A 26,540-nucleotide genomic window follows, 5' to 3' on the forward strand; every position below is an offset into this window, starting at 1 on the left:
GATGAACGGCCGCTGGCAGTTCTCCTCCGGTACCGACCACTGCGACTGGATCTTCCTCGGCGCGATGGTGGGCGGCGCGGACGGGAAACCGCTGATGCCGCCGCAGGGCCTGCATGTGATCCTGCCCCGCTCCGATTACGAGATCGTCGCGGACTCCTGGGATGTGGTGGGTCTGCGCGGAACCGGCAGCAAGGACATCATCGTCAAGAATGCCTTCATTCCCGATTACCGGGTGATGGATTCGGCGAAGGTGATGGACGGTACCGCCGCCAAGGAATACGGCGTCACCGAAACCCTGTACAAGATGCCGTGGTCGACCATGTTCCCGTTGGGCATCACCTCCGCGACCATCGGCATCTGCGAAGGCGTTCTTGCGGCCGGCGTCGACTACCAGCGCAACCGCGTGGGCGCCACCGGCACCCTCGTCAAGGACGACCCGTATGTCCTGCACGCACTCGGGGAGGCGGCGTCGGAGATCGATGCGGCGCGCCAGCAGTTGCTGGCCAATGTCGACCGCATCTTCGATCTGGTCGACCGGGGCGAGGAGATCGACTTCGAAATGCGTGCCGCGGTGCGCCGTGATCAGGCCCGCGCCGCGTGGCGGGCGGTGCGCGCCGCCGACGAGATCTTCGACCGCGCCGGTGGCAACGCGCTGCGGATGGACAACCCGTTGCAGCGGTTCTGGCGTGACGCGCACGCCGGCCTGCACCACGCGATCCATGTCACCAGCATCACCTATCACGCGGCGGCCATGGCGTCGCTCGGTGTTGAGGTCCCGCAGGGGCCGCTGCGCGTGATGATCTGACGGTTCGGAAGGAAGACCCACAACGATGACGGAAATCAAAGCGCTCGGCTATGTACGAGTGCAGGCCACCGATATGGAACGCTGGCGTGAACTCGGTTTCGAGGTACTGGGTTTCGCTCCGGGTTTCGGTGACGAAACCGACGCCCTGCACTTCCGGATGGACGAGCGGCCCTCGCGCATCACCGTCGAACACGGCGACGTCGACCGGGTGACGGCGGTCGGCTGGGAGGTCCGGGACGCACCCGCGCTGCGGCGGCTGACCGCCATCCTGGACAAGGCCGGGTTCGCGTACACCCCGATGTCCCAGGAGCTGGCCGATCGGCGCAAGGTCGAGGCCGGTATCTGCATGAAGGATCCTGGCGGCACCCCGCTGGAATTCTTCTACGGGCCGGTGCTCGAGCACAGCCCCGTGATCACCAAGTACGGCCAGAAGTTCATCACGGGCGACCAAGGCCTGGGGCATGTGGTGATGCCGACGACCAACTTCGACGAATCGTTCGCCTTCTACACCGAGACGCTGGGATTCCTGTCCCGGGGCGCCTTCCGGATGCCGGCACCGCCGGAAGCAGGTCCGCTGCGGATCCGGTTCATGGGTGTCAATCAGCGCCATCACAGTCTGGCGATCATGCCCAGTATGGAGGGCCGTGATCCGGGGCTGATCCACGTGATGGTGGAGGTGGACGAACTCGACGCGGTCGGCCGTGCCTACGACCAGGTGATGGCCCGCGATTTCCCGGTGTCCTCGACACTGGGCCGGCATACGAACGACAAGATGATCTCCTTCTACGTACGGGTACCCGGCGGCTGGGATATCGAATACGGCACCGGCGGCGTGCCTGTCGACGAGACCTATTACACGGCCGAGGAGATCACCGCCGACAGCTACTGGGGTCACGAATGGCTGTGGGCCCGGGAGATGAAGGAAGCCCAGCGCGCCGCGGAAGCCGGCAACGGAGAGCCGGCGCGAGCCTGATTCAGCATTGGCAGCTCACGGGCCTCATAGGCACATGGTGGCCGAAACGGTGCACGCACCACAGGAATACAGGCGGCGGGTTCCCAGGTCGGCGACGGCAGGACTCGAATTGGTGGACCACTGGGTGGGAACAAGCGCTCGACTCATGCCGCAGAGCACTTAATTTGACTTCGAACACCGGTACCTCAGCGAGGGAAGTGAATGTGGTGACAAACCAGGACAGCGATTTCGATGCCGTCGTCGTCGGTGCCGGGATCTCCGGCCTGTACGCGGTGTACAAATTCCGGCAGCGTGGTATGCGAGTGCACGGATTCGAATCCGCCGAGGGAGTGGGCGGCACCTGGTATCACAATCGCTACCCGGGCGCACGGTGCGATGTCGAGAGCATCGACTACTCGTACTCGTTCGACGAGGAGTTGCAGCAGGAATGGACCTGGACCGAACGGTTCGCCACCCAAGAGGAGATCCTGCGCTACCTCGACCATGTCGCCGATCGCCACGATCTCCGGTCGGCCTACGATTTCCTGACCCGGGTGACCTCGGCCGTCTACAACGAAGAGGCCGGCCGGTGGACCGTCACCACCGATACCGGGAAATCCGTGACGGCCCGCTTCTGCATTATGGCCACCGGCGTACTGTCGGCCACCAACAAACCGGATATCCCCGGCCGCGACACCTTCGCTGGCGAGACCTATCACACCGGTGAATGGCCGCACGAACCGGTGGACTTCACCGGCAAACGCGTAGGCGTCATCGGGACCGGGTCCTCAGGCATCCAGGCCATTCCGATCATCGCCGAAGAAGCCGATCAGGTCGTCGTATTCCAGCGGAGCCCCAATTATTCGATCCCCGCCGGCAATCGGCGCCTGACCGACGATCTGCTCGCCGAGGTGAAAGCCAATTATGCCGAGCGGCGGCGGCTGTCCCGGATCAGCGGCGGCGGCACACCGAACAGCCCACACCCCAAGGGCGCGATGGAGGTCGACGGGGCCGAGCGGACCCGTATCTACGACGAATGGTGGCAGCGCGGCGGATATCTGTTCACCAAAGCGTTCCCGGATCAAATGGTGAGCAAGGCGGCCAACGACACCGCGCGCGAATACGTCGAGGCAAAGATCCGGGAAATGGTGGAGGATCCGGAGATCGCTGATCAGCTGATCCCTACCGATCACCCCATCGGCACCAAACGGATCGTCACCGATACGGGATACTTCCAGACCTACAACCGTGACAACGTCACGCTGGTCAACCTGCGGCGGACGCCGATCACCGAGATCACCGAATCCGGTGTGCGCACCGCCGACGCTTCCTACGACCTGGATATCCTGATCTTCGCGACCGGTTTCGACGCGATGACCGGTTCGCTGTCGCGGATCGATATCCGCGGCCGGGACGGACGGGAACTCACCGCGGAGTGGTCGGCGGGGCCACGGACTTATCTCGGGCTGGCCGTCGACGGTTTCCCGAATATGTTCATCATCTCCGGTCCGGGCAGCCCCAGTGTGCTCGCGAATATGGTGCTGATGGCGGAACAGCACGTCGACTGGATCGCCGACTGCCTCGACCATCTGGATTCCCACGGAATCGCCTCGATCGAGGCGACCCGGGAAGCGGCCGACGACTGGGTGGCCGAATGCAATGAGAAGGCCGCGGGAACTCTTTTCCCGGCCGCGAATTCCTGGTATCTGGGCGCGAACATTCCGGGTAAACCACGTGTATTCATGCCTTATATCGGCGGTTTCGGAACCTACAACGCGATCTGCGCCGAGGTGGCGGCGGCCGGATACAAGGGTTTCGCGCTCGACGGCCGAGCAGCGGGCAACTGAGCTTGCCGCACCGAATTCATGGCGCGAGCGCGCTTTCCCGTATGTCGAAGAGTGAGGACGTGGTCGAGATGGGCGGACAACGAAGGCCCGACCTGCATCCGGATGTCGAGGCGATGCTGATGGCGCTCGAATCGTTTCCCGATGTCACCCAGCACACCGCGGCGGAGGTACGCGAGATCATCGCATCGCGTCGCGCACCGTTGACGCGCGAGCCGCAGATGCGGATGGCCCAGGACCGGACGATCGACGGGCCGGGCGGCGAGCTGGCTGTTCGCGTCTACGTGCCGCACGGCGGCACCGGTACGCGGCCGGTGGTGGTTTTCGCCCACGGCGGTGGTTTCGTCTTCTGCGATCTCGACAGCCACGACGAATTCTGCCGGTCGATGGCCGAGGCGGTGGATGTCGTGGTCGTCTCGGTCGACTACCGTCGAGCCCCCGAGCATCCCGGACCGGCTGCGCTGGAGGATATGTACGCCGCCCTGCGCTGGACCGCCGAACACGCATCCCAGTACGGCGGCGACCCGAACCGCTTGGTGGTGGCCGGTGACAGCGCCGGCGGCAATCTGGCGGCGACGGTGAGCCTGGCCGCCCGCGATCGCGGTGGCCCGGCGATCGCGGCGCAGGTCCTGCTGTACCCGGTGATCGACGACGATTTCACCACCGAGTCCTACCGGCTCTACGGCGAGAACTACTACAACACCACCAAAGCAATGCGCTGGTACTGGCAGCAGTACGCCCCGAACGGAACCGACAGCCCGTACCTGGTGCCCACCCGCGCCGAATCACTGGCCGGACTACCCCCGGCCATCGTCGCCACCGCCGAACTCGATCCACCGTGCTCGGCCGGCGACGACTATGCCCGTCGGCTCGCCGCCGCCGGGGTCCCGGTCACTGCGCACCGGTTCGACGGACTCTTCCACGGTTTCCTCACCTTCCCATCGCTGTCGCTCACCGGCCCGGCCCGCGAGAAACTCTGGCAGATGATGCGGGATGCGCTCGCAGCTTCCGGCAACTCGTCCGCCGAGGTGCGCGGTGCGGCCGGGTGACCGCCGCCGAACAAGGACCGGAGCGGACGCGACACCAGTGAGCAGGGAGAGGAATATGACACAGCGACTGGCGGGCCGGACAGCCCTGGTGACCGGTAGCAGCCGTGGAATAGGCCGCGCTATCGCACAGCGGCTGGCGGCCGAAGGCGCGACCGTCGTGGTGACCGCCCGGTCGGCGTCGGCGCCGACACCGTCGGTCCGGGCGGGCGAAGCCCAGCTGCTGTCCGGTTCGCTGGGCGAGACGGTGCAGATGATCGAGAGCGCCGGCGGTAAGGCCATCGCGATCCCTGCCGATCTCGAGGACGCCGAGCAGCGTGCCGGACTGGTCGACCAGGTCGTCGATGCGGTAGGTGGCATCGATATTCTGGTGAACAACGCGGGATTCGCGGACTACAGCTCGATCGCCGAGATGAGCGACGACACTTTCGATCGTACAGTCGAGCACTATCTGAAGGTTCCGTTCGTTCTCAGCCGCGCCGCAATACCGCATATGCGTCAGCGTGGTGGTGGCTGGATCGTCAATATCGGATCCTCGACCGGGCTCGACCCCATCCGACCGTTCCGTGAGTACAACAAGACCTCCGGCGATGTCGTCTACGCCTCCGCGAAAGCCGGGCTGCACCGGTTGACCCAGGGGCTGGCCGCGGAAGTGCTCGACGACGGTATCGCGGTCAATGCGGTCGGGCCGTCGACGGCCATCTTGACGCCGGGTGCGGCGGCGCTGCTACCGGACGGCTACGACACCGAACCCGTCGAGTACCTCGTGCAGACGGTGCTGGAGATGTCCACGGTGCCGGCGGCGGAACGCACCGGACTGGTCGCGTTCAGCCTGCACTACCCGTACGCGACGAACACCCCTGTCATGTCGCTCGACGGACGCACCGAACTGCCACGCCGGCAGCCGCCGACCTGGGCCAACCCCAACATCCGTCCGGAGGGAATTTGATGGCCACCGCTGCGAAGGAACGGTTTTCGGGGGGGACCGCCGTGGTCACCGGTGCCGCGGCGGGGATCGGAAGAGGTCTGGCGCAGCGGCTGGGTGAGTACGGAATGTTCGTCGTCGTCGCTGATATCGATACCGGCCGCGCCGCGCGGGTCGCGGCGGAGATCGTCGAAATGGGCGGCCGCGCGGAAGGGTTCGGCGTCGATGTCGCCGACGCGGCGCAGGTCGAGGCGTTGGCGGCGACGATATTCGAGCGCTACGACAGTGTGGAACTGCTGATCAACAATGCCGGTGTCGAATCATCCGGCCTGCTGTGGGAAATCGAGCCGCAGCGGTGGCAGCGGGTGATGCAGATCAACGTGGACGGCGTCTTCTACTGCCTGAAATCGTTCGTGCCGCGGATGATCGACGCCGGGACGCCGGCCTGTATCGCCAACCTCTCCTCGGTCGGCGGACTCAACACCGTGGCGGTGCAGTCGCCCTATATCGTCAGCAAATTCGCGGTACAGGCGATGACCGAATGTCTGCACCAGGATCTGTCCATCGTGAATGCGCCTATCCAGGTCAGTGCGGTCGTGCCGCATTCCATCCGCAGCGAGATCTTCCTCGCGGCGCAGCGCGAGGCGCCCACGGCCAACTCCACGGCCAACGCCGTTTTCGCCGCTATGCAACGCGACAACGTGGAGAAAGGGCTTGATCCACGCGACGCTGCCGCCCATATGCTCGAACAGATCGCCCGCGGTGATTTCTGGGTCTTCTCCGACGACGAGATGTGCACCGAGGCGGTGGCCCGGCGCGGCCGGCAGCTCCTCGACCATGCCCCTCCCTCGAACCCACGCGATATGCTCGCCCGGATGGGCGTGCCGCTTCCGGAAGGCAGCTCATGACCGACACCATGGACACCGGTATCGACACCGCGACGGACCCGGAAACTCTGCTGTACAACGCGATTGCGGAAGCCGACCCAGCTCCGCTGCTGATGTCGATGGTGCACGTGACCGGGGATATCGGTCTGCTCGAGGAATTCGGCGCTCGGCTCACGATCACCGAACCCGGCAATCACTACCGCACCGGCGCGCGCCCGGCCACCCCGCCCGGCACCTACCCCGACGACGTCGTCGCCGATATCCGTGCCCGCGCCCGCGAGGTCCTTACACCGGAACTCGAACCGAAGCTCGGCGTACCCGACGACGAACTGTTCGGCCGGATGGCCACCGTGTGCACCTCGGAACGAGTGGACGCCGAATTCCTTCCGCTGCTGCTGGAACAGGCGGGCTTCATCAAGGACCGGCGACATGTGCGGGTGACCACCGCCCCTCCTGCCGATTTCGAGGTCATCGTGATCGGCGCCGGGATGGTCGGTATCAATGCGGGAATCAAACTGGGTGAGGCCGGATTCCCGTTCACCATCTTCGAGGAACGCGACGATATCGGCGGTACCTGGCATCGTAATACCTACCCCGGTGCGGCCGTCGACACGCCCAGCCACTACTACTCCTACTCGTTCGAACTGAATCCGAACTGGTCGAGGTACTACCCGACCGGCGTCGAGTATCAGGACTATCTGCTCGACGTGGTCGAGAGGTACCAGTTGCGCGAGCATATTCAGTTCGGCACGCGAGTGCGGTCGGCCACCTGGCTGACCGAGGAGAACCGGTGGGAGGTAGTGACCGAGGATCGGGCCGGTACCGTGCGCAGGCATCGGGCGCGCGCTGTCGTCACCGCGCTGGGCATGCTCAACGCGCCCAATATCCCCGATGTGCCGGGAGCAGACAGCTTCACCGGCACGATCACGCATACAGCCGAATGGAATACCGACCTCGACCTGCGCGGCAAGCGGGTCGTAGTCCTCGGAACAGGCTGTACTTCGGTGCAGGTTGTGGCGAACATCGTCGATGAGGTCGAATCCCTGGACGTCGTTGTCCGCAGCCCGCACTGGCTGGTTCCCGAGAAGGCCGTGGGCGGCGAAGTGCCCGAGGGCGAGAAATGGGCGATGGCCCACCTGCCCTACTACGACCGGTGGTTCCGGCTCCGGACATACTGGTTCGCTTCGGACAACCTCTACGTGCTGCCCCGGATCGACAAGGAGTGGGCCGCTACGCACCTATCGGCCTCACCCGCCAACGATATGGTGCTCAACACGGCGTTGGAGTATCTGCAGAAGAGTTTCCCGGATCGCCCCGACATGATCGAGAAACTCACGCCCGATTTCCGGCCGTACTCGAAACGGATCGTGAAGGATCCCGGATTCTTCGCGGCACTGAACCGCGACCATGTGAACCTGCACCGCGCGTCGTTCCGTGAGATCACCCCGGACGGTGTTGTCACGACGGAAGGGACGTTCATCCCCGCCGACGTGATCGTGCTCGCCACCGGATTCCAACTCCAATTCACCACCGCGATCGATATCACCGGCCGAGATGGCCGTACCCTGGCCGACATATGGAAGGGTGGCGAGGACCCCCGGGCGTACCGGGGCGTGCAGGTGTCGGGTTTCCCCAACCTGTTCATCACCGCCGGCCCCAACTCGGCCCCGAACCACGGTGCCGGTCACAACATCACCGGTGAGGAGCAGGTCCACTACCTCATCGAATGCCTGCAATACCTGCTCGAGAACGAGCATGCCGCCATGGATGTCTCGCAGTCGGCGCAGGACGAATACAACCGCAGGGTCGACGAAGCGCTCGATGAAACAGTATGGGTGCACCCCGGCGCGGAGACCAACGGGTACTACCGCAACAGCTCGGGCCGGGCTGTCGTTCCCTGCCCGTGGCGCCTGGTCGACTACTGGACCTTGATGCGCGAACCACAACCCGAGGACTTCATTTTCCTCTCTGACGGGAAGGCCAGGAAATGACCGACCCGCAAGTCCCTGACGCTCTCACCCCCGCCCGCCTCGGCCCGGTGACCCTCCGGAACCGGATCATCAAATCAGCGACCTTTGAGCATATGTCTCCTGGTGCGCTGGTCAGCGATGAACTCATCGATTTCCATCGTCGGCTGGCGGCCGGCGGAGTCGGGCTCACCACCGTCGCCTACTGCGCGGTCGCTCCGGAGGGCCGCACCGAAGTCGACCAGCTCTGGATGCGCGATGAGGCCGTCCCCGGGCTGCGCCGGCTCACCGATGCGGTGCACGAGCACGGTGGCGCTGTATCCGCGCAGATCGGACATGCCGGGCCGGTCGCGAATGGGAAATCGAACGGGCTGCCCGCACTGAGCGCGTCCCGGCGGATCACGCCGATGGGTCCGCGTATCACCCATGCCGCGACACTGGGCGATATCGCCAGGATCCGGGAAGCGCACGGTACGGCGACCCGATACGCTATCGAATCCGGTTTCGACGCCGTCGAAATCCATTTCGGGCACAACTATTTCGCGAGTTCCTTCCTGAGCCCGCTGCTCAACAAGCGCACCGATTCCTACGGCGGCTCTCTGGGCAACCGGGCCCGGTTGGTGCGCGAGACCGCCGCCGAGGTCCGTGCGGCCGCCGGTGACCGGATCGCGGTGATCGCGAAACTCAATATGGACGACGGCGTGCCCGGCGGTTTCTGGCTCGACGAGGCGATTCAAGTCGCGCGATGGCTCGAAGAAGACGGCAGCCTGGACGCCATCGAACTGACCATCGGTAGTTCGCTGCTCAATCCGATGTACTTGTTCAAGGGTGACGCGCCGCTGGCCGAATTCGGCGCGGTGATGCCGCCGCTGATGCGGTTCGGGGTGAAGCTGGCCGGGAAGTACTTTCTGCACAGCTACCCGTACGAGGATCTGTTCATGCTCGATGCGGCACGCCAGATCCGCGCCAACGTGGATATGCCCCTGGTACTGCTGGGCGGAATCACCGACAAGACCGCGATGGACACCGCGATGGCCGAAGGTTTCGAGTTCGTCGCCATGGCCCGGGCGCTGCTGCGTGAACCGGACCTGATCAATCGGATCCGCGCAGACCACGAAGCGAAATCGCTGTGCATCCACTGCAATAAGTGTATGCCGACGATTTTCTACGGTACGCACTGCCCGCTGGCCACTCCGAGGGTAGCGGCCGGCTAGCCGACGCGGGATACGGCGCGCATCGATCCGGGCGTTCCGGTGACCGGGAGGCACCGGTCCCGCCGGTGGCGGAGCCGATACCGTCGCATCGTGCCGATGCCGAGCATGAGGAGTAATCGAATGATGCGCGATTCCGGTATGCGGGGGTGGACGTGATGACAATGCGTCCGCTCGCCTGCGAAAAGTGCGGTACTCGGGTCCTGGTGGAAAAGTTCAGTCCGGTCCATACAGCGGTGCAATGGACCGCCGACGCTCGGGAATGCCCGGTGATCTCGGCCCGTAGGCTGGGCATCGGCGAACGGGAACGCGGATGCGAGGCCCTGCACCGCAGCATCGATCACGCGGTGCGGGAGCACGAACTGTACGAATCCCGGATCGAACTGCCTCGTGACGACGCGATACCCAGGCTGCATTGACGGGCGCTGTTCCGGGACTTCGACGGCGTGTGATCCGTCCGGTGCAGCGGTAACGGTGCCGGCCGCCGGTTTTGAGGGCGTGCTGTGCCGCTGACCGGGAGTATGCGCCGACAAGCTGCCGTACCGGTGGCAGGCTCGGTATCCATGAGTACCCCAGTCGATTCCCGAACCGTTCCCGAATTGCGTGAGCTGCCGACCGAGCGCGGCGTTCTGCGGTACCGCGAGGCCGGGGACGGCCCGCCGCTGTTGCTGCTGCACGGGTCGGGTCCCGGTGTCACCGGGTGGCGCAACTTCGGCGGTAACTTCGCCACCTTCGCCGAGCATTACCGGACCCTGGTCCTGGAACTGCCCGGATTCGGTGTCAGCGACGATTTCGGGGCGGTGCACCCGATGATGTCCGCCCAGCAGGCGGTCACCGCGTTCCTCGACGGGCTCGGGCTCGACCGGGGCCGCATCATCGGTAACTCGATGGGCGGATTCGTGGCCACCGATTTCGCGCTCGCCGCCCCCGACCGGGTGGAGCGGCTGGTCACCATCGGCGGTATCGGGACGCCGGTGCTCAGCCCGCAGCCGGGGGAGGGCATCATCCGGCTCAGCGAGTTCGTCGACAACCCCACCCGTGAATCCCTCATGGCGTGGCTGCGCTCGATGGTGTTCGACCAGTCGCTGGTGACCGCGGAACTGATCGAACAGCGCTGGGAGCAGGCCACCGATCCGGCGACGCTGGAGAATTCCCGCCGGATGTACAGCAGTGCGGCGCTGGCCCGGATGGCCGCGGCCGCGCGCAGTGTGGATGCCACCCCGAACTGGGCGAAACTGGGCGGGCTCGCGGTACCGACCCTCGTCACCTGGGGACGCGACGATCGGGTCAGCCCCGTCGATATGGCGTTGCTCCCGATGCGCACGCTCCGCAACGGAGAGGTGCATATCTTCCCCAACTGCGGCCACTGGGTGATGATCGAGCAGAAAGAAGCCTGGGAAGCTACCGTCCTGGCGTTCCTGCGCCGCTGACGCGAGGGCCTTCCTCGGTTGCCGAGATGAGTTCCGGCGCCGGGTCGATCACCGGCGCCGGAATCGCGCAGAAGCTGTGGCAGATACGGTCTTTGACGATCTGGTTCGGGCTTTCGGGATCGAACCATTGATCCACCATGGCCCAGTGCACCGGATGGTTCATATAGGGTCCGAGCAGCCCGTCGACGTCGGTGAATTCCTGCTCCCAGACATGCGTCCATTGCGAGGTGCCCGCGGCCCGGTCGACGCGGCTGAGCTGCCACGCCCGGATCGCCGGGATATGGTGCGGCATCTGCAGCGTCGCGTGTTCGAACCGCGCGATCTCCGCCGGTGCGGCGGCATCGTCCACGCGTAAGAGCAGGGTGCGGTATACCGTCGACGGGCCCGCGTCCCGCCGTTGCCCGGACCGGCCGTCAGGGTACTCGACGGAGTCGATATGTTCGATCGCTGAGCCGATCATGGCCTCGTCGACGGTATCGCGGTGCGCGAGCCAGGCGGATTTCGACGCAAATCGGAAATGCGCAAGAAGATCGCCACCGTTGCGGACGCCCGGAAGAGTCCGGGCGACCAGTGGCTTCCGGACGTATGCCGCTTCGGCTGCCGCGGTGATGCGTTTGATTGTCATGTTCGTGGTTATCTCGTCGACAGGGTCAGCGAGGTGTAGCAGGAACGTCACCTCATACATCGCACAGCCCTTCCACGTCCTCGGCGCGGCCCGCCATGGAACGGGTCCGTTCGACGATCATCGGCGCCATCGATTCCCACCACTGGGCCGGTTCGGGATCGTGCCGGGCCCTGATGGTCGCCGCCCACCATGCCCTGGGGCCCTGCACCGTCCAGGTGGCGGTGACGGTGTTCGTCTCACCGTCGATCCAGGCCGGTGGGCTCACCAGGATCCGGTCGAGGGTCAGTCCCCGCTCGCGTGCCCGCGGTGCGTAGCCGCCGAGATACGCGTCGATGAAGGCGCGTGCACTGCCGGGTCTGAGCACGATCCGGTCGACGATATATATGGTGCGGTGGTCCATGAACCGAACGTAGGCGCTACCGTCCGGGCCGGAACCGGTGTCTCCCGGTGGCCGGGAGCGGTCGTCCTCGAAGGCCTTGTAGGCTGCACGATCATGGCCGCCGACCTCGATTCGTACCCCGACTTGCCCGCGACCAGTTGGGCTGTCCTGGGCATGTTGTCCTTCGGCGAGGAACTGACGGGCAACGATCTGAAGAAATGGGCGGATTGGAGTATCGGCTTCTTCTACTGGAGCCCGTCGGTGAGCCAGGTGTACGGCGCGCTGGAGAAGCTCGAGGATCTGGCCTTGGTGGGGTCCCGGGTGGTTTCCGACGAGGGCGTGCGTGGTCGGCGCCTCTACCGGATCTCCGAGATCGGCCTTCGCGCGTTGCGGAACTGGTCGCGCGATGCCGAGGTCGAGATGCCGGTGCTCAAACACAGTGTGATGCTTCGCCTGTACCTGGGACACCTGCACGACCCCGATCAGCTGAAAGAGATCGTGCACAGGCATATCGAGAACCTGCGCGAGCGCGCCCGGCAGGCGCGGTCGCACGCCGACCACTCCGAACCGGAACCCGCGTGGGCGTTCACCCAGATGAGCCTGCGCTGGTCGCAACGGTATTTCGCGGCCGAGATCGAACTGGCCGAACAGTTACTCGCCGAGATCGATGATGTGGCCGCCCGGTATCGCGAATCGGCGGTACGCGACGAACACGATATGCCGATGCCACGGCAGCCGGGTAGGTGGCGCACGGTCGGGGAAGATCTCTCCGACCGTGCATGAACACGCCGAATCAGCCGGTCAGCCCTCGGTCAGGACGCTGGGCGCGGTGGGCAGGGAGCGTAATATGTTGCGGCGCTGCAGTGTAGGCGTAACGCGCACTCCGGCGGAGACGCTGCGCCAGATCGCGTGTGCGGTGAGCTGGACGGGACTGATCATCCGGCTGTCGAAGGTCATCCGGGTCAGCGGTCCGCAGATGGAGACCGCTGTGGTTGCCTCACCTGCTGGGCCGATCGGTGCGGCGATACATCCGAAACCGCTCAAAATGCCGTTGCGCTCGGTGGCGTAGCCGAGGTCGCGGATCCGGGCGTCCGCCGGCATGTCACCGCCGTTGAAGGCCAGCAGTGCTTTTCCCAGTGCAGTCTGCCTAGCCGGCAATCGCCCGCCCACTCGGGTCGGAACGAGCCCTGCGAAACGACCGCCGGTCTTGTCGAGGTATACGACATCGTCGCCGTCGAGTACCGCCAGGTGTACCACCAGTCCGGTTGCCCGATAGAGATGGTGGAGGTGCTCGCTGGAGGCAGCATGGATCCGATCCTGGTGTACCGCGAGCGAGCCCAGTTCGACCAGCCTGATTCCGAGACTGTAGCTGCGTCCTTCCCGTCGAAGCCAGCGCAGGTGAACGAGCCGGTCAAGCATTCGATGGGCGGACGAGCGGGGTAAGCCGGTGCGGAGGACGACGTCCGCCAATCCGAGGCTTTCGCTCCCGTCGAAGGCGTCCAACACGAGCGAGATGCGGTCGAGAATCGCACTGGGGGTCGCGGCCGTACCGGGCTGCATCTCCTGGCTGGTGATAGTCATGCTGTGGCTCCCTTGCCTACCTACGCCATCGCTCTGACATGGCTATTTCTAATAGGAAATATTGCCATATACCCGTCGGTATGTGAAGCAGCTCACGAAACGTGGTGGTCGTAGCTGTACCCGCCCGGACGTGGCGAGGCACACCAGTGCCCACGGCCGAGCCGGCCCGCCACCCCGGTTCCCGGTGTTGTTTCGGTGAGCGGACACCCGCGGGCGGAGACGACAAGGCATATCGGAGGATCGGAGCATGGGACGAGGTATTCCGACAGCTCAGCAGATCCGTGAGATTCCTGCCGCGCTCTCCGCGGCGGTGACCGCGCATGAGATCGATGACAACGGCCATATGAATGTGGTGCATTACCTGGACCTCAGCTCACAGGGCGCGGACGTGCTGATGCGTGAGCTGGGCGTGAACGAGAGTTACCGCGCGCAGCGGCGGCTCGGGGTGTTCACCGCCGAACACCATCTTGTCTACTACAGCGAACTACGCGAGCGCGATCCGTTCACCGTGCACGTCCGGGTCCTCGAACGCAGTGATAAGGCGATCCATCTGATGACCTTCCTGGTGGACGACAAACGCGACGTACTGTCCAACACGCTCGAGATCATGCTGGTGCACGTCGATCTCGACAAGCGCCGCGCAAGCCCGGTCCCGGACAACCTTGCGGCGGCTCTTGATCGCAAAGTAGCGGCGGGCAATGCGCTGACCTGGCCGGCGCCGGTATGCGGTTCGCTGCGCATCCGACGCTGACCGCCGCGGAGCCCGGGGCCCACGAGAGCATGCGGCCGGTGACCGGGCCGGGCACGCTCACGGTGGGCGTGCCCGACGATGCGGTCAGGCCGGCGGGCGCTCTACCACGTGCAGGGCGCCGGAGGCCGCGGCGCCCCGGATGGTTTCCCGCAGCTGCGAGCAGCCCGCCAGGGAAGGCCCCGGCATCGGTGCCGCGCCGAGTTCCCGGCACGTCGACAATGCCTCCGCGTTCCACTGGACGCTGGTCTGGTGCCAGCTGCTCTTCCGTACCAGCAGTTCGGCGGCGCACGCCCGACAGCGCAGCGGCTGCATGGGCGTATCGAGCAGGCGATTGTCGGCGCGGCCGGTGGTCATGTTGCCGAGCCCGCCGCGTCGGCCTGCCGCGCGAGGTTCTCCGCGATCTCCCGGTTCCAGGCTTCCAGCGGGCGAGTGGTGTCCAGTTCGAACTCGAAACGGTCCACCATTTCGGGCTTGATATCGGCGATATCGACGTAGAACTGTTCGTACCAGCGCCTCAGTTGGTACACGGGCCCGTCCTCCTCACACAGCAGTGGATTGTCGATCCGAGCCTTGTTCTTCCAGATCTCTACGTCCTGCTCGAAACCGAGCTGGACCCAGTCACCCAGAGCCACGGCTGTCTGAATCGCCGCTTCTTCCGGAAGATTCGGTGACTTCTCCACGATGATGCCGTACTGCAGGACGAACGATTCCGAATCGATGGGGTAGTGGCAGTTCAGCAGCACGGTCCGCACGTCGCCGTACTCGAAATGGTATGTGAGGTCGTCGATCATGAACGACGGGCCATAGTAAGAAGCCACCGAGGACGTCCCGAGCATTGTCGGCTGCCCCTCCGGAGCCGGGAAGTCGTCGCGGGCACCGCTCTTGAAATACTGCGTGGCGATCGGCCCTTCGAAAACGTTCTTGAAATACGTGGGGAGCGATCCGTGGATATAGAAGAAGTGAGCCATATCGACCACGTTGTCGATGATCTCGCGGCAGTTCGTGTTCACGACGGTGGTGTACCAATGCCAGTCGGTCCACTTATCGCTGCTCGCACCCTCGATCCGCGGAATCGCCACATCCTCGGTCGGCGGTTTGCCTTCCGGGTCGTTCCAGACGAACAGCATGCCGTCCTGTTCGAGCGTGGTCCATGCCCGGGTGCGTGCGAGCGGGGGAACCCGCCGGGCGTAGGGGATCTGCTTACAGCGGCCGTCGCCACCCCAGCGCCAGTCGTGGAACGGGCACGCGATCTCGTCGCCCTTGATCTCGCCCTGGGTGAGATCGCCGCCCATATGCCGGCAGTACGCGTCCAGCACGTTGAGCGCCCCGTCGGCGCCGCGGAATATCACGAGCTTGGTCCCGAAGGCCTGTATTGCGTGTGGTTTTCCGGTGGGGAAATCACGAAGCAAACCCAGACAATGCCAGCCGCGGGCGAACCGCGTGGGCGCGGCCTCGGCTTCGATCCGGCGAACATCCTGGTCCGGTTGCGTCGTTGTCATATCGACTCTCCTCGAGGCAATGGTGCGGAAGCGGGCTGGGACACCGGAGAAACGGGTTGCTTCCGCGACTCCTCGGTTGTAGCAACCTTGCGCACGGTGAAAGGGGTCACATTTCACTGACTGGAAGATTGACGCGGCCATCTCGGTGAACGGAACGCGGGCCCGCCGCGCCCGGATGTTCCTGTCACCATTCGCTCCGTCGGGAAAAGAGCAATGCACTGATCACCGCCACACGCCGTGGGCGGCCACCTGGTCGGCCACGGGGCGCGTCAGTTGCGGTGAGAAAGGGTATCCCCATGAGTTGGGTGGATTCGGCGGTCGAATGGGACGAACGATGCGAGGTGCTGGTCCTGGGGTCCGGCGGTGGCGGGCTGACCGGGGCCTATACCGCCGGGCGGGAAGGACTACACGTCATCGTCGCCGAGGCCACGGACAAGTTCGGCGGTACCACGGCGTATTCCGGTGGCGGAATGTGGTTCCCGGGAAACCCGGTACTGCGTCGGGCGGGCGACGACGATACGCCGGAGCAGGCGTTGGAGTACTTCCGGGCGGTGGTCGGAGACCGGACCCCCGCGGAACTCCAGCGAGCGTTCGTGACCGGCGGCGCTCCTCTCGTGGAGTACCTCGAACAGGATCCGGCTCTGCGGTTCCAGGTGTTGCCCTGGCCCGACTATTTCGGCAAGGCACCGCATGCGCGGGCGCGGGGTCGCCAGATTGTTCCGGTCCCGCTCGACACCGGCGTGCTGGGGGAGTTGGCGGCAGAGGTTCGGGCCCCGCTGGCCACCGACCGCCGCTCCGCGCCGGTGCCCGGCCAACTGGAAGGGGGCCGCGCCTTGATCGGTCGCCTGCTACTGGCATTGCGAGCGCTACCGACGGTCGAGTTGAAGCAGCGCGCGGCATGCCGGGAGTTGATCCGGCTGGACGGCCGGGTGGTGGGGGCTTCGGTGTCCACACCGCAAGGTTTGCGGCGTATCCGGGCAACACGCGGAGTGCTCGTCGCGGCGGGCGGATTCGAGCGGAACACCCGGATGCGTTCGGCTTTCGGGGTACCCGGCTGCGCGCGCGATTCGATGGCCCCGTCCGGGAATACGGGTGCGGCGATGGAAGCCGCAATGGGCATCGGGGCCGATGTGGACCTGATGAACGAAGCGTGGTGGGCACCCGGACTGACCCATCCCGACGGCAGCTCGACGTTCTCGATGTGGTTCACCGGTGGCATCCTCGTCGACAACGACGGCCGCCGGTTCACCAACGAGTCCGCGCCCTACGACCGAGTCGGCCGGGATGTTCTCGCGGCAATGGACTCCGGCCGCCTCGACCTGCCCTACTGGATGGTATACAGCGGCACAGCCGATCTCGCTCCTCCTGTGCTGTTCGCCGGTATACCGCTGGACGAACCCGAGGCGTACCTAGCGGCCGGACTGTGGCATCGCGCCGAGACTCTCGCCGAGCTGGCCGAACATATCAGGGTACCGCCGCAGACGCTGACCGAGACCGTGCAGCGTTTCAACGCTGCCGTTGACGCGGGCACGGATCCGGATTTCCAGCGGGGTGGCGAGCCCTACGATCGGTCGGTGCCCGGTTACCCGAACCCGCTGGTACGGATCGACGGCGGCCCGTATTGCGCCGCGGCATTCGGCCTGTCGGACCTGGGCACCAAGGGTGGACTGCGGACCGACACCGCCGGCCGGGTTCTGGATGCCACGGGGTCGGTGATTCCCGGGCTGTATGCCGCGGGCAACTCGATGGCGGCGGTGAGTGGCAGTGCCTATCCGGGCGGGGGGAACCCGATCGGTGCCTCGATGGTGTTCGCGCACCTTGCCGCGCTGGACATGGCGGCCGCGACCGGGATGCCGGGTGTGCCCGCTGTGCGGCGGTCCGAACCCACGCCCGGCGAGTTCAAATCGGCGCTGAGCAGATTTTGTTCCGGTGTCACCATCGTGACGGCGATCGGTGCGGACGGCCCGGTCGGCTTCAGCTGCCAGTCGTTCTCCTCGCTGTCGCTGGAGCCTCCGTTTGTCAGTTTCTGCCCGGCGGTGACCTCGACTTCCTGGCCCCGGATCCGGGCTGCGGGCAGATTCTGCGTGAATGTACTCTCCGCCGACCAGGACGAAATCTGCCGTGCCTTCGCCCGCAGCGGTACCGACAAGTTCGCCGGAGTGGAGTGGATACCGGGCGACAACGGCGCGCCGCGGCTGGCGGGGTCGCTTGTGTCGCTGGAATGCACGCTGGAGGACGAGGTTCCTGGTGGGGACCACACCATCGTAATCGCGCGGGTCACCGCGGTCGGGCCGATCCGGGACGCCGAACCCCTGCTGTTCTACCGGTCTTCGTTCCACGAACTGGCCTTGGAAGCAGTCGGCGCCGGCGCCTACGGCGCGGACACCTGGCGCTGGGGCTGACCGGCCGGCCCGTCAATCGTCGCCCGAGTCGTCTCATTGATCGCGAATCGGGCCACTGGCAATGCGCTCGGCGGCGCGGCTCAACCGGCCGGCTGCTGCCGGACGAGCAGGGCCGAGAGGAGGTGGCAACCGCCTCGGCGGCACGGTTCAGTCGCGGGTCGGTGCGTAGCGGAGGGCGAATTCGTGCACACTGGCGACGACGTGATCGAGTTCTTCGGCGGTCATGCCGTGGCTCATACCCAGTGACATACCGCGCTCGAATACTTCGTCGGCGTTGGGCAGCCCGCCCTCCGGCACTCGGTATTCCACTCCGCGCATCATCGGATGCCGGGTGACGTTACCGCTCCAGACGGTGCGGGTATCGATACCCGCGGCCTCCAGGTGGCCCTGCAAATCGGCGCGGGTGAATCCGGCGTCTTCGCGGATGGTGACGGGGTAGCACAGCCAGGCGGTATGGAAATCCGGATTCTGCCGGGGCAGCCGGAACAGTGTGGGGTAGGCGCCGAAGGCTCCGTTGAATGCCTCGAAGATTTCGGCGCGGCGTTGATAGTTCTTGTCGAGCTTGGACAGCTGGACCAATCCGAAGGCCGCACCGAGCTCCGAGGGTTCGAAGTTCCAGGGTAGGACGTCGAAGATGAAGTCGTTGTCGTAGGCGACGCCGTCGAGATCCTCGCGGAAAACCCGGCCGGTGCGCGCGGCTTGGGAGCCGAAAAGGTGCGGTTCGGAGCGCCGCCCCCAGCGGCGCAGCATGAGGCCCTTGTCACGGAGCTGTTCGTCGTCGACACAGACCATTCCGCCGTTGCCCGCGCAGGTGATGATGTGCGACATGGCGAAGCTGGTAACGGTGATATCGGAGCGGCTGCCGGTCTTGGTGCCGCGCAGGGTGGTGCCGATACAGTCGCAGGAGTCTTCGATGACCTTCAGGCCGTGACGGTCCGCGATATCACGGATGGCGTCCCAATCGGGGGCGTTACCGGCCAGGTTCGGCAGCAGGATCGCCTTGGTCCGGTCGGTGATCAGCGCCTCGATGGCGGCGGGGTCGGCGTTGTAGGTGTCGGGTTCGACGTCGACGAATACCGGGATCCAGCCGCCGCGGACGATCGGGGAGACATCGGTGGAGAAGGTCAGCGGTGAGGTGATGACCTCCGAGCCCTTGGGCAGGTCGAGCAGTTCGAGCGCGAGGTAGAGCGCCGACGAGCCCGAATTGCACATAAGCCCCAGCTTCTTGCCATAGAGGTCGGCGACCCGGCGTTCCATCTCGGCGACATTCTTGCCGATCTTGAGTGCGAACGGACCGCCCCGCAGAACCTCCAGGCAGGCGTTGATCTCGGCTTCGTCGTGGACGCTGCGTGCGTAGATGACCCTGGTCACGATGAATCTCCTCGTAGTGTGAAATCGGAAAGGGAAATGTCGCCTGGTGTGGCGTCGTGCCGGCTCGTGCGCGCCTGGAGTACTGGCGGCTCGGGCCGGTTGTCTCGTCGGGTCCCGAACGGGGCCCTGGTGGCCGGCGTGGTGCGGCGGCCGTGCTTTCGCGTAGGTGCGTGGTCTGTCGAGGGCCGCCCTCAGCCGTCCGCGAGGTGATCACGCAGGGTGGTGCCTCGATACTGCTTTCGCAGCACACCGCGGTCCTGCAGCCGGGGCACGACCTCGTCGACGAATTCCTGGAGTCCGAGCGGGAGGTCGGCGGGGAGCACGATGAATCCGTCGGCGGCACCGGCCTCGAACCACCTCTGGAGGTCGTCGGCGACCGTATCGGGCGATCCGACGAGCGTACGGTGGCCGATGCTGAGACCCACCCGTTGCGCGAGCTGACGAACGGTCAGTTTCTCCCGGAGGGCGACTTCGGTCAGCAGGGTCGGCCTGCCCACACTGGCGTTGCTGGGCAACGAGTCCCGTAGATCCGGAAAGGGCTCGTCGAGATCGAAACGGGACAGATCGATACCGCCGAAGGTCTGATTCAGGAACTTCAGCGTGGTCTGCTCGCTGATCAGCGACCCCAGTTCAACGGCCAGCTCACGGGCTTCTTCGTCGGTTCGACCGATGATCGGGGTGACGCCCGGCAGCACTTTGACCGCTGAGCGTTCCCGCCCAGCGGCTTCCGCGAGGGCACGCATCGACTCGGCGAACGCGAGCGAGGAGTCGATCGAGTGCTGGGTCGCGAACACCAGATCGGCCACCCTGGCGCCGAGCTTCATCCCGGTCGGTGACGACCCCGCCTGCGCGAGCGGAATCTGGCCTTGTGGGGAACGTGGGATGGTGAGCGGGCCCGCAACCTCGAAGTACCGCCCGTGATGGTCGATGCGATGCAGCTTCGACCGATCGACCCAGATCCCCGCCGCTCGATCCGCGACGATGGCATCAGGGTCCCAGCCGTCCCAGAGCGCCCGGACGACGTCGACGAATTCTTCGCCGCGCACATAGCGGTTCTCGTGTTCGGGGAGTCCTGCCGAACCGTAATTCTCGGCGGCGGCCGGGATCGCGGTGGTCACGACATTCCAACCGGCTCGGCCGTCGCTCAGGTGGTCCAGTGTTGCGAACTGCCGTGCGACCGTGAACGGATCGTTGTATGTGGTCGAACTCGTCCCGATCAGTCCGATGTGGTCGGTGACCACAGACAACGCGGAAAGGATCGGTAGCGGATCGGGGCGGTCGGTGGCGTCGGTTTCGATCGCGGTCGACAGATTCAGCGCGTCCGCGATGAAAAACGCATCGAAGTATCCGTGTTCGGCCGTCCGGGCGATCTGTGCCCAGTGATCGAAGCCGTGCATCCGCTCCGGTGCAGTGCGCGGCGACCGCCACACCGACTGGCCCACCCCCACTCCTTGTGCGAATACGGCCAGGTGCATGAGTCTGCTCATCTGATCGTCTCCTTTCTGCGATCGCGACCGGTGTCCGCCGCTCGCGGGCTGGTGGACAGTTCGGCTGTCCGTCTTCCGGTCACGAGCCGTTCACGTGCGGTGCGTCGAGGAGGGAGAGTTCGTCTGCCGTGAGGGTCAGTGACGCCGCGGCGACCGAATCCAGGATCGACTCGGGGCGGGATGCGCCGGGTATCGGGATGACGACCGCGGACCGATGCAGTTGCCAGGCGAGTGCGACCTGATGAATGCTCACGCCGCGAGCGCGGGCCACGTCGGCAAAGGGCGACCCACTGGCGCCGAGGCTCTTGGCCTGCCGCATCCCGCCGAAAGGACCCCACGACAGGAAGGCGAGCTCGCGCTCTTCGCATCCGCGGATCTCCCGCTCCGCCTGCCGTGCACCCGGTGAGTACTCGTTCTGCACGGACACCAGCGCGTCGCCGAGGATGGACCGAGCCACATCGATCCGATCGATATCGACGTTGGAGATACCGACACGCGCGATGAGTCCTTCGTCATGGAGCGACCGCAGCGCGGACATCGACTCCTCGTAGGGCAGTTGAGGGTCGGGCCGGTGGTGGTGGTACAGCGGGAGGGGGTCGAGTCCGAGCCGCCGGATCGATGCCGTGCAGGCGCGGCGGAGGTGTTCGTAACTGCCGTTCGTCCACCAGGTGTCCGTTTCGGGATAACGGAGGTGACCACCCTTTGTGGCCACAATGATGTCATCCATGGGACCGGGCCAGGACCGGAGAGCGTCCATGAGCGCCAGTTCGTTGACCCCGTCCCCGGCCTCCGCCGGTCCGTAGACGTCCGCGGTGTCGAACAGTCGTACACCGGCGTCGAGCGCGGCGTGGACCGTGCGGCGACCGCGGTCGGCGTCGTAGCCGGTCACCTGTGTGATCGTCATGGCGCCGAATCCGATTGCCGGTACCGTGAGGTCACCCAGTTTCCGGCACGGCAACGAGGTATCGCTCATTTGCCGACCGTTGTCCAGCCGCCGTCGACCGGCAGGCAGATACCGGTCACGAACGTGGCATCGAGTGCGAGATGCTCGATCGACCGGGCCATCTCGTCCGGGGTGCACAGGCGACCCAGCGGTGTCCGTGCCTCCGTGGCCGATACGTCGTAGCCGGTGTCGATCAAGTCCTGGACCATCGGGGTCCGCGTATGTCCGGGCGCGACACTGGTGACCCGGATCAGTGGCGCCCATTCCATGGCGAGGTTGCCGGTGAGTTGGCGCACTGCGGCTTTGGCGGTGCCGTAGTCGGCTTGCCGGTGCCAGCCGCCGTAGGCAGTGGTCGACGAAATCGTGACGATCGATCCGTTCCTGCCGTCCGCGAGCAGCGGCCGCGCGAACGCGGAGGCCACGAGAAACGTCCCCAGGACATGGACATCGAACAGGCGCCGGAGATGTTCGGGGTCGAGTTCCAGCGCCGGGACGTAGGCTCCACGAATTCCGTGACTGGTCACCAGCACATCGGGAGTCGGTGACTGTGCAGATGCCTGCACCACTGCCGATTCCACCGCAGTGCGATCGGTTACATCCACCTGGTAGTAATCCACTCCCTGGTGAGCGGGTGCGGGCTCGCCAAGATCGAGGACGCTCACCTTCAGGCCCCGACCGAGGAAACGTTCGACGACTGCGGCGCCGATTCCGCTGGCTCCGCCGGTGACGACGGCGTGGTATGCGCCCACGATTAGTACTCCTAGTGTGAAAGGGATTCTGTCCGGTGACGTTCGGATACCTCGTCCCGGAAATCGCCGGCCACCCTCCGGGCGGAAGGCCTGAATGCGGTTGAGACAACGGTCGGGTTTCGCGCTTATCGACCGGCTTCCGGAGGCCGGCCCCGCGGCGACCGCCGGACGTGGTTCAACGTATTACCGGCGATGACGAGCAGCAACCAAAGCGTCCACACGGCGGAACGCCCGTTTCGGTGAGCACCGAAACCCATGGTCCCGGTGCTCAGCGCGCGGGCACCGCGAGTGGTTCGCGGAGGTCTTGACCGCGAGTCTCCCGAATGCGGTAGATGGAGACGATCGTGACCACGCCGCAGCACATCGCGAGGACGATCAGCGGAACGCTGCTCGGCCCACTCGCCAACAGCGTGCTTGCGATGAGCGGCGTGAAACCGCCGCCGATCAGTGCCGCCAGCTGGTAGCCCATGGACGCCCCGGTATAGCGGACCGTGGTACCGAACATCTCCGACAGCAATGCACCCAGCGGAGCGAACATCGCCGACTGGATCAATTGGCCCAGCATCATGGCGGTGATCAGCAGCGGGACCGAACCACTGTCGACGAGCGCGTACATCGGCCAAGCCAGCACCACGATGGCGATCGCTCCGGACAGCACGACGGGCCGGCGGCCGATGCGATCGGACAGCGCGGAAAACAGCGGAATGGCGATGAGTGCTGTGGTCGACACGAACAGCAGACCGGTGACGGCGCTCGATCGGTGGTAGCCGATCGAGGTGGCGTAGCTGATCATGTACGTACTGATCAGTGCCGTCAGTGCGAAGGGGCCGATACCGACACCGCAGGCCAGCAGCAGGTTTCCCGGCCGGCGCAGGACCGACAGGAGTGGGATCTGCGGTTTGCGGGTTGTCTCCTCGGCCTCGCGGAACACCGGACTCTCGGCAACGCCGATTCGGATGTACAGACCGGCCGCTAGCAGAATGATGCTGGCCAGGAACGGGATTCGCCAGCCCCACGACATGAGATCGTCCTCGGGAAGCATTGCGACCACGGCCACGACGGCAGTCGAGAGCAACGAGCCGATGGGAGAGCCCATCTGCATGACGCCGTTCCAGAAGCCACGTTTGGACGGATCCGCGTGCTCGGTCACCATCAGAGTGGCCCCGCCCCATTCGCCGCCGATCGCGACGCCCTGGACGACGCGCAGCAGCACCAGCAGCACGGGGGCGACGATGCCGACGACCTGGTAGGTGGGCAGCACGCCGATGAGGAAGCTGGCCGCGCCCATCATCGCCATGGTCAGGACGAGCATGTTCTTGCGGCCGAGCCGGTCGCCGAAGTGCCCGAATACGATGCCGCCGATCGGGCGGGCCACATAGCCGGCGGCAAGTGTGCCGAACGCGGCGATCGTGCCCAGCGCAGGGTTGGATTCCGGGAAGAATACCTTGTTGAAGACCAGCGCGGTCATGGTGCTGTAGAGCAGGAAATCGTAGTACTCGATAGCGGTACCGAGCAGGCTGGAGGCCGCGACCCTGCGCAGCTGCGCTGGGTTGGTGGAAACGGATTCCGGACCGGGTGCCGAACTCATGAAGGGTCCTTCCTCGGAAGTGTTCAGAGCCTCATCCTGAACGGTGGATTCACAGGCGTCTGCGTCCCTTCCTGGTCAGTGGAATTCGCGTTCGGCCGCAGCGGGCGCTCCCGTTTCCGGCAACGTTCCGGTGGTTGAGATTTTCGCGCTCCTGTCGTGGTCTGCGGGCTTACCGTCATCGGCACAGGTACCGGGGCGGAAAACGTGGCACGTCATTGCCAGAGGATCAGGAGAACAGATGAGCAACGAGATACTGGATCGGGTCCGGCCACTGCTGCCTGCGATCCGGGAGCGCGCCGCCGACGCCGACAGGCAGCGGCGGATACCCGCGGAGACGATTCGCGAACTGCGGGACGCCGGGGTCTTCAAACTGCTGCAGCCCAAGCGGTACGGCGGATACGAGCGCAATCCCGCGGACCTGTACGCCGTAGTGCGGGAGGTGGCCGCGGCCTGCCCGTCGACCGGCTGGGTGACCTCCGTAATCGGCGTCCATCCGTGGCAGATCTCGCTGTTCGATGAAGCCGCCCAGGATGATGTGTGGAAGGAAACGCCGGAGGTGCTGGTGTCGTCATCCTATGCACCCACCGGGACACTCACCGAGGTCGAGGGTGGTTACCGGCTGACCGGCCGGTGGAGCTTCTCCAGTGGCAGCGACCATTGCCAATGGGTACTGCTCGGCACGCTGTGCCCGGGCAAGAACGGCGCGCCCCCGGAATACCTCACCGCGCTGGTACCGCGTACGGACTATACGGTCGAGGACGTCTGGAATGTCGTCGGCCTTTCCGGCACCGGTAGCAACGATATCGTCATCGACGACGCTTTCGTCCCCGCCCACCGCGCCTACAGTTCGCTGGAGCAGAATGAGCTGTGGGGCCCGGGCCAAAAGGTCAATACCGCTCCGATCTACAAGATGCCGTTCGGGATGGTTTTCTCCTACGCGATCACCAACGCCATTGTCGGCTGTGCCGAGGGAGCGTATTCCGCGCACGTCGAGCGGATGAAGGAACGGGTGCGCCTCTCGTACGGTGGACAGAAAGTGGCCGCCGATCCGTTCGCGCATGTCCGGGTCGCCCGGGCCGCCGGCGAGATCGAGGCCGCCGCGTTGACCCTGGATCACAACGTCGCCGAACAGACCCGGTACGTCGAAGCGGGGGAGGAGATACCCGAGCGGTTGCGGTTGCGCGCCCGCCGTGATCAGGTGCTGGGCACCGAACGCTCACTGCACGCGATCGAGATGCTGTTCGAGAATTCCGGCGGGCATTCGATCAAACGGGACAACCCCATAGAACGGCATTGGCGCGACGCGCACGCCGGCAGTGTGCACGTGATCAACGATGTCGAACGCGCGCTGGCGATGTACGGTCGCGGGGAGTTCGGGGTACCGATCGACGAGGGTATGTACTGATCGTGTTCTATGACCTGGCCCAACTCCATCATGTCGGTCTCGTGGTCGACGACCTGGAAGAATCGGCCACGACACTGCGTGAACTGTACGGGGTGGACGTGGCACTCTTCGCGGAGGCGCACTACTCCTGCGTGATCGACGGCGTCCAGTACGACACTGTCCAGCGCATGGGCTTGTCCGCGGGACCGCCATTCGTGGAACTGATACGTACGGTTCCGGATTCACCGGTGTGGCAGCCGTGCCCGGGCATTCACCACCTGGGCTTCGTCGTCGAAGATCTCGTGTCCGCCTCGGCGGAGCTGACCGCGCGCGGGGCGCCGTTGTGGATGTCCGGTGGTCGCGCCGGGGTGTCTCCGGGAAGTGCCGTCTACCATCGGGATCCGCTCGGACAGGTGATCGAATTGCTCGACCCGTCGACCGCGGAGCGTCTGGCCGCGCGGCGAGCGACCGCGGAAACGGGCCCTTAGCGCCGCGGCGATCAGCGGCTTTCGCCCCGTGAGCGCCAGGGAGGTCACGGCCGACGGGGCAGCGTGTGTATCGAAAATGCCGGGGCCCCGTTGTTTTCGTTCAGGAAGCGGCGAGCCCTTTCGACGTAGCTGCCCCTCGGCACCAGTGTCCCGCGTCAGCTTCCACTGGATGGAAATTCACGGTGACGGAGTGTTATTGCCGTCGGACACTCGGCGGGGGTCTCCG

At 65.4% G+C, this 26,540-nt stretch carries 25 protein-coding genes and 1 pseudogene; 16 read left to right on the top strand and 10 right to left on the bottom strand.

What is annotated here, in order from left to right; genetic code table 11:
- The 10 genes from QH195_RS18460 to QH195_RS18505 all read left to right on the top strand — a co-directional run.
- A partial coding sequence (locus QH195_RS18460) for an acyl-CoA dehydrogenase family protein (RefSeq protein ID WP_280436318.1) occupies positions 1-805 on the top strand: 805 nt, incomplete at its 5' end.
- Positions 806-830: 25 nt separating this feature from the next.
- Positions 831-1,778: a VOC family protein gene (locus tag QH195_RS18465; RefSeq protein WP_280436319.1), complete on the top strand. Its 948-nt coding sequence runs from the start codon at positions 831-833 to the stop codon at positions 1,776-1,778.
- Positions 1,779-1,984: 206 nt separating this feature from the next.
- A complete protein-coding gene (locus QH195_RS18470) occupies positions 1,985-3,604 on the top strand; it encodes a flavin-containing monooxygenase (protein WP_280436362.1) in 1,620 nt (539 codons plus the stop codon).
- A 41-nt stretch (positions 3,605-3,645) separates the two neighbouring features.
- The gene (locus tag QH195_RS18475) at positions 3,646-4,650 is read left to right on the top strand and encodes an alpha/beta hydrolase (protein WP_280436320.1); all 1,005 of its coding nucleotides are present in this window, start codon (positions 3,646-3,648) and stop codon (positions 4,648-4,650) included.
- Positions 4,651-4,705: 55 nt separating this feature from the next.
- Complete coding sequence (locus tag QH195_RS18480) at positions 4,706-5,596, top strand: SDR family NAD(P)-dependent oxidoreductase (protein ID WP_280436321.1); 891 nt, start codon at positions 4,706-4,708, stop codon at positions 5,594-5,596.
- A complete protein-coding gene (locus QH195_RS18485; RefSeq protein ID WP_280436322.1) occupies positions 5,596-6,480 on the top strand; it encodes an SDR family NAD(P)-dependent oxidoreductase in 885 nt (294 codons plus the stop codon). The genes QH195_RS18480 and QH195_RS18485 overlap by 1 nt, the downstream gene beginning before the upstream one ends.
- Positions 6,477-8,450, top strand: a complete 1,974-nt coding sequence (locus QH195_RS18490; RefSeq protein ID WP_280436323.1) for a flavin-containing monooxygenase — start codon at positions 6,477-6,479, stop codon at positions 8,448-8,450. Before QH195_RS18485 ends, QH195_RS18490 begins: the two co-directional genes overlap by 4 nt.
- Positions 8,447-9,640, top strand: coding sequence for an NADH:flavin oxidoreductase (locus QH195_RS18495; protein ID WP_280436324.1), 1,194 nt, complete (start codon positions 8,447-8,449; stop codon positions 9,638-9,640). The genes QH195_RS18490 and QH195_RS18495 overlap by 4 nt, the downstream gene beginning before the upstream one ends.
- Before the next feature lie 155 nt (positions 9,641-9,795).
- Entirely contained in the window at positions 9,796-10,056 is a 261-nt protein-coding gene (locus QH195_RS18500; RefSeq protein ID WP_280436325.1) for a hypothetical protein, read from the top strand.
- A gap of 144 nt (positions 10,057-10,200) precedes the next feature.
- On the top strand, positions 10,201-11,067 hold the full coding sequence (locus tag QH195_RS18505; protein ID WP_280436326.1) for an alpha/beta fold hydrolase: 867 nt from the start codon (positions 10,201-10,203) through the stop codon (positions 11,065-11,067).
- Here QH195_RS18505 and QH195_RS18510 read toward each other — a convergent pair.
- A complete protein-coding gene (locus QH195_RS18510) occupies positions 11,039-11,692 on the bottom strand; it encodes a Dabb family protein (RefSeq protein ID WP_280436327.1) in 654 nt (217 codons plus the stop codon). The genes QH195_RS18505 and QH195_RS18510 overlap by 29 nt on opposite strands.
- Positions 11,693-11,744: 52 nt before the next feature.
- The gene (locus QH195_RS18515) at positions 11,745-12,092 is read right to left on the bottom strand and encodes a hypothetical protein (protein ID WP_280436328.1); all 348 of its coding nucleotides are present in this window, start codon (positions 12,090-12,092) and stop codon (positions 11,745-11,747) included.
- A 93-nt stretch (positions 12,093-12,185) separates the two neighbouring features.
- Between QH195_RS18515 and QH195_RS18520 the strand changes: the two genes are divergently transcribed.
- Positions 12,186-12,854 carry a PadR family transcriptional regulator gene (locus tag QH195_RS18520; RefSeq protein WP_280436329.1) on the top strand — a complete coding sequence of 223 codons (669 nt, stop codon included), beginning with the start codon at positions 12,186-12,188 and terminating at the stop codon, positions 12,852-12,854.
- 18 nt (positions 12,855-12,872) lie between these two features.
- Here QH195_RS18520 and QH195_RS18525 read toward each other — a convergent pair whose 3' ends face one another.
- On the bottom strand, positions 12,873-13,652 hold the full coding sequence (locus QH195_RS18525; RefSeq protein WP_280436330.1) for an IclR family transcriptional regulator: 780 nt from the start codon (positions 13,650-13,652) through the stop codon (positions 12,873-12,875).
- 247 nt (positions 13,653-13,899) lie between these two features.
- Here QH195_RS18525 and QH195_RS18530 point away from each other — a divergent pair, with 247 nt between their 5' ends.
- Entirely contained in the window at positions 13,900-14,403 is a 504-nt protein-coding gene (locus QH195_RS18530) for a thioesterase family protein (protein ID WP_280436331.1), read from the top strand.
- An 84-nt stretch (positions 14,404-14,487) separates the two neighbouring features.
- Here QH195_RS18530 and QH195_RS18535 read toward each other — a convergent pair whose 3' ends face one another.
- On the bottom strand, positions 14,488-14,757 hold the full coding sequence (locus tag QH195_RS18535) for a ferredoxin (RefSeq protein WP_280436332.1): 270 nt from the start codon (positions 14,755-14,757) through the stop codon (positions 14,488-14,490).
- On the bottom strand, positions 14,754-15,902 hold the full coding sequence (locus QH195_RS18540; RefSeq protein ID WP_280436333.1) for a Rieske 2Fe-2S domain-containing protein: 1,149 nt from the start codon (positions 15,900-15,902) through the stop codon (positions 14,754-14,756). The genes QH195_RS18535 and QH195_RS18540 overlap by 4 nt, the downstream gene beginning before the upstream one ends.
- Positions 15,903-16,198: 296 nt before the next feature.
- On the opposite strand from QH195_RS18540, the pseudogene QH195_RS18545 reads away from it, so the two are divergent.
- Both QH195_RS18545 and QH195_RS18550 read left to right on the top strand, forming a co-directional pair.
- Positions 16,199-17,746 (top strand): annotated as a pseudogene (locus tag QH195_RS18545) (FAD-binding protein); the annotation flags it as partial.
- A 6-nt stretch (positions 17,747-17,752) separates the two neighbouring features.
- A complete protein-coding gene (locus QH195_RS18550) occupies positions 17,753-18,304 on the top strand; it encodes a flavin reductase family protein (RefSeq protein WP_280436363.1) in 552 nt (183 codons plus the stop codon).
- Between the two features lie 147 nt (positions 18,305-18,451).
- Here the strand turns inward: QH195_RS18550 and QH195_RS18555 are convergent, their stop codons facing one another.
- From QH195_RS18555 to QH195_RS18575, 5 genes are all read right to left on the bottom strand, one after another.
- Positions 18,452-19,675, bottom strand: a complete 1,224-nt coding sequence (locus tag QH195_RS18555; protein ID WP_280436334.1) for a DegT/DnrJ/EryC1/StrS family aminotransferase — start codon at positions 19,673-19,675, stop codon at positions 18,452-18,454.
- A gap of 191 nt (positions 19,676-19,866) precedes the next feature.
- Positions 19,867-21,162 (bottom strand): LLM class flavin-dependent oxidoreductase, encoded by a 1,296-nt coding sequence (locus QH195_RS18560; RefSeq protein WP_280436335.1) that lies wholly within the window; start codon positions 21,160-21,162, stop codon positions 19,867-19,869.
- A gap of 79 nt (positions 21,163-21,241) precedes the next feature.
- A complete protein-coding gene (locus tag QH195_RS18565) occupies positions 21,242-22,135 on the bottom strand; it encodes an aldo/keto reductase (RefSeq protein ID WP_280436336.1) in 894 nt (297 codons plus the stop codon).
- On the bottom strand, positions 22,132-22,854 hold the full coding sequence (locus QH195_RS18570; protein ID WP_280436337.1) for an SDR family NAD(P)-dependent oxidoreductase: 723 nt from the start codon (positions 22,852-22,854) through the stop codon (positions 22,132-22,134). The genes QH195_RS18565 and QH195_RS18570 overlap by 4 nt, the downstream gene beginning before the upstream one ends.
- 268 nt (positions 22,855-23,122) lie before the next feature.
- Positions 23,123-24,442 carry an MFS transporter gene (locus tag QH195_RS18575; RefSeq protein ID WP_280436338.1) on the bottom strand — a complete coding sequence of 440 codons (1,320 nt, stop codon included), beginning with the start codon at positions 24,440-24,442 and terminating at the stop codon, positions 23,123-23,125.
- A 238-nt stretch (positions 24,443-24,680) separates the two neighbouring features.
- Between QH195_RS18575 and hsaA the strand changes: the two genes are divergently transcribed.
- Both hsaA and QH195_RS18585 read left to right on the top strand, forming a co-directional pair.
- Positions 24,681-25,847 carry a 3-hydroxy-9,10-secoandrosta-1,3,5(10)-triene-9,17-dione monooxygenase oxygenase subunit gene (gene hsaA, locus QH195_RS18580; RefSeq protein WP_280436339.1) on the top strand — a complete coding sequence of 389 codons (1,167 nt, stop codon included), beginning with the start codon at positions 24,681-24,683 and terminating at the stop codon, positions 25,845-25,847.
- 2 nt (positions 25,848-25,849) lie between these two features.
- On the top strand, positions 25,850-26,314 hold the full coding sequence (locus QH195_RS18585; RefSeq protein ID WP_280436340.1) for a VOC family protein: 465 nt from the start codon (positions 25,850-25,852) through the stop codon (positions 26,312-26,314).
- Positions 26,315-26,540: the final 226 nt, after the last annotated feature.

The organism is Nocardia carnea, from assembly GCF_029868855.1.
GTDB classification, from domain to species: Bacteria; Actinomycetota; Actinomycetes; order Mycobacteriales; family Mycobacteriaceae; genus Nocardia; species Nocardia carnea_A.

Coding starts and splice junctions, on each gene's coding strand:
- QH195_RS18465 (WP_280436319.1), top strand. CDS start 831: ATGACGGAAATCAAAGCGCTCGGCTATGTACGAGTGCAGGCCACCGAT.
- QH195_RS18475 (WP_280436320.1), top strand. CDS start 3,646: ATGTCGAAGAGTGAGGACGTGGTCGAGATGGGCGGACAACGAAGGCCC.
- QH195_RS18480 (WP_280436321.1), top strand. CDS start 4,706: ATGACACAGCGACTGGCGGGCCGGACAGCCCTGGTGACCGGTAGCAGC.
- QH195_RS18485 (WP_280436322.1), top strand. CDS start 5,596: ATGGCCACCGCTGCGAAGGAACGGTTTTCGGGGGGGACCGCCGTGGTC.
- QH195_RS18490 (WP_280436323.1), top strand. CDS start 6,477: ATGACCGACACCATGGACACCGGTATCGACACCGCGACGGACCCGGAA.
- QH195_RS18495 (WP_280436324.1), top strand. CDS start 8,447: ATGACCGACCCGCAAGTCCCTGACGCTCTCACCCCCGCCCGCCTCGGC.
- QH195_RS18500 (WP_280436325.1), top strand. CDS start 9,796: ATGACAATGCGTCCGCTCGCCTGCGAAAAGTGCGGTACTCGGGTCCTG.
- QH195_RS18505 (WP_280436326.1), top strand. CDS start 10,201: ATGAGTACCCCAGTCGATTCCCGAACCGTTCCCGAATTGCGTGAGCTG.
- QH195_RS18510 (WP_280436327.1), bottom strand. CDS start 11,692: ATGACAATCAAACGCATCACCGCGGCAGCCGAAGCGGCATACGTCCGG.
- QH195_RS18515 (WP_280436328.1), bottom strand. CDS start 12,092: ATGGACCACCGCACCATATATATCGTCGACCGGATCGTGCTCAGACCC.
- QH195_RS18520 (WP_280436329.1), top strand. CDS start 12,186: ATGGCCGCCGACCTCGATTCGTACCCCGACTTGCCCGCGACCAGTTGG.
- QH195_RS18525 (WP_280436330.1), bottom strand. CDS start 13,652: ATGACTATCACCAGCCAGGAGATGCAGCCCGGTACGGCCGCGACCCCC.
- QH195_RS18530 (WP_280436331.1), top strand. CDS start 13,900: ATGGGACGAGGTATTCCGACAGCTCAGCAGATCCGTGAGATTCCTGCC.
- QH195_RS18535 (WP_280436332.1), bottom strand. CDS start 14,757: ATGACCACCGGCCGCGCCGACAATCGCCTGCTCGATACGCCCATGCAG.
- QH195_RS18540 (WP_280436333.1), bottom strand. CDS start 15,902: ATGACAACGACGCAACCGGACCAGGATGTTCGCCGGATCGAAGCCGAG.
- QH195_RS18550 (WP_280436363.1), top strand. CDS start 17,753: ATGCCGGGTGTGCCCGCTGTGCGGCGGTCCGAACCCACGCCCGGCGAG.
- QH195_RS18560 (WP_280436335.1), bottom strand. CDS start 21,162: ATGAGCAGACTCATGCACCTGGCCGTATTCGCACAAGGAGTGGGGGTG.
- QH195_RS18565 (WP_280436336.1), bottom strand. CDS start 22,135: ATGAGCGATACCTCGTTGCCGTGCCGGAAACTGGGTGACCTCACGGTA.
- QH195_RS18575 (WP_280436338.1), bottom strand. CDS start 24,442: ATGAGTTCGGCACCCGGTCCGGAATCCGTTTCCACCAACCCAGCGCAG.
- hsaA (WP_280436339.1), top strand. CDS start 24,681: ATGAGCAACGAGATACTGGATCGGGTCCGGCCACTGCTGCCTGCGATC.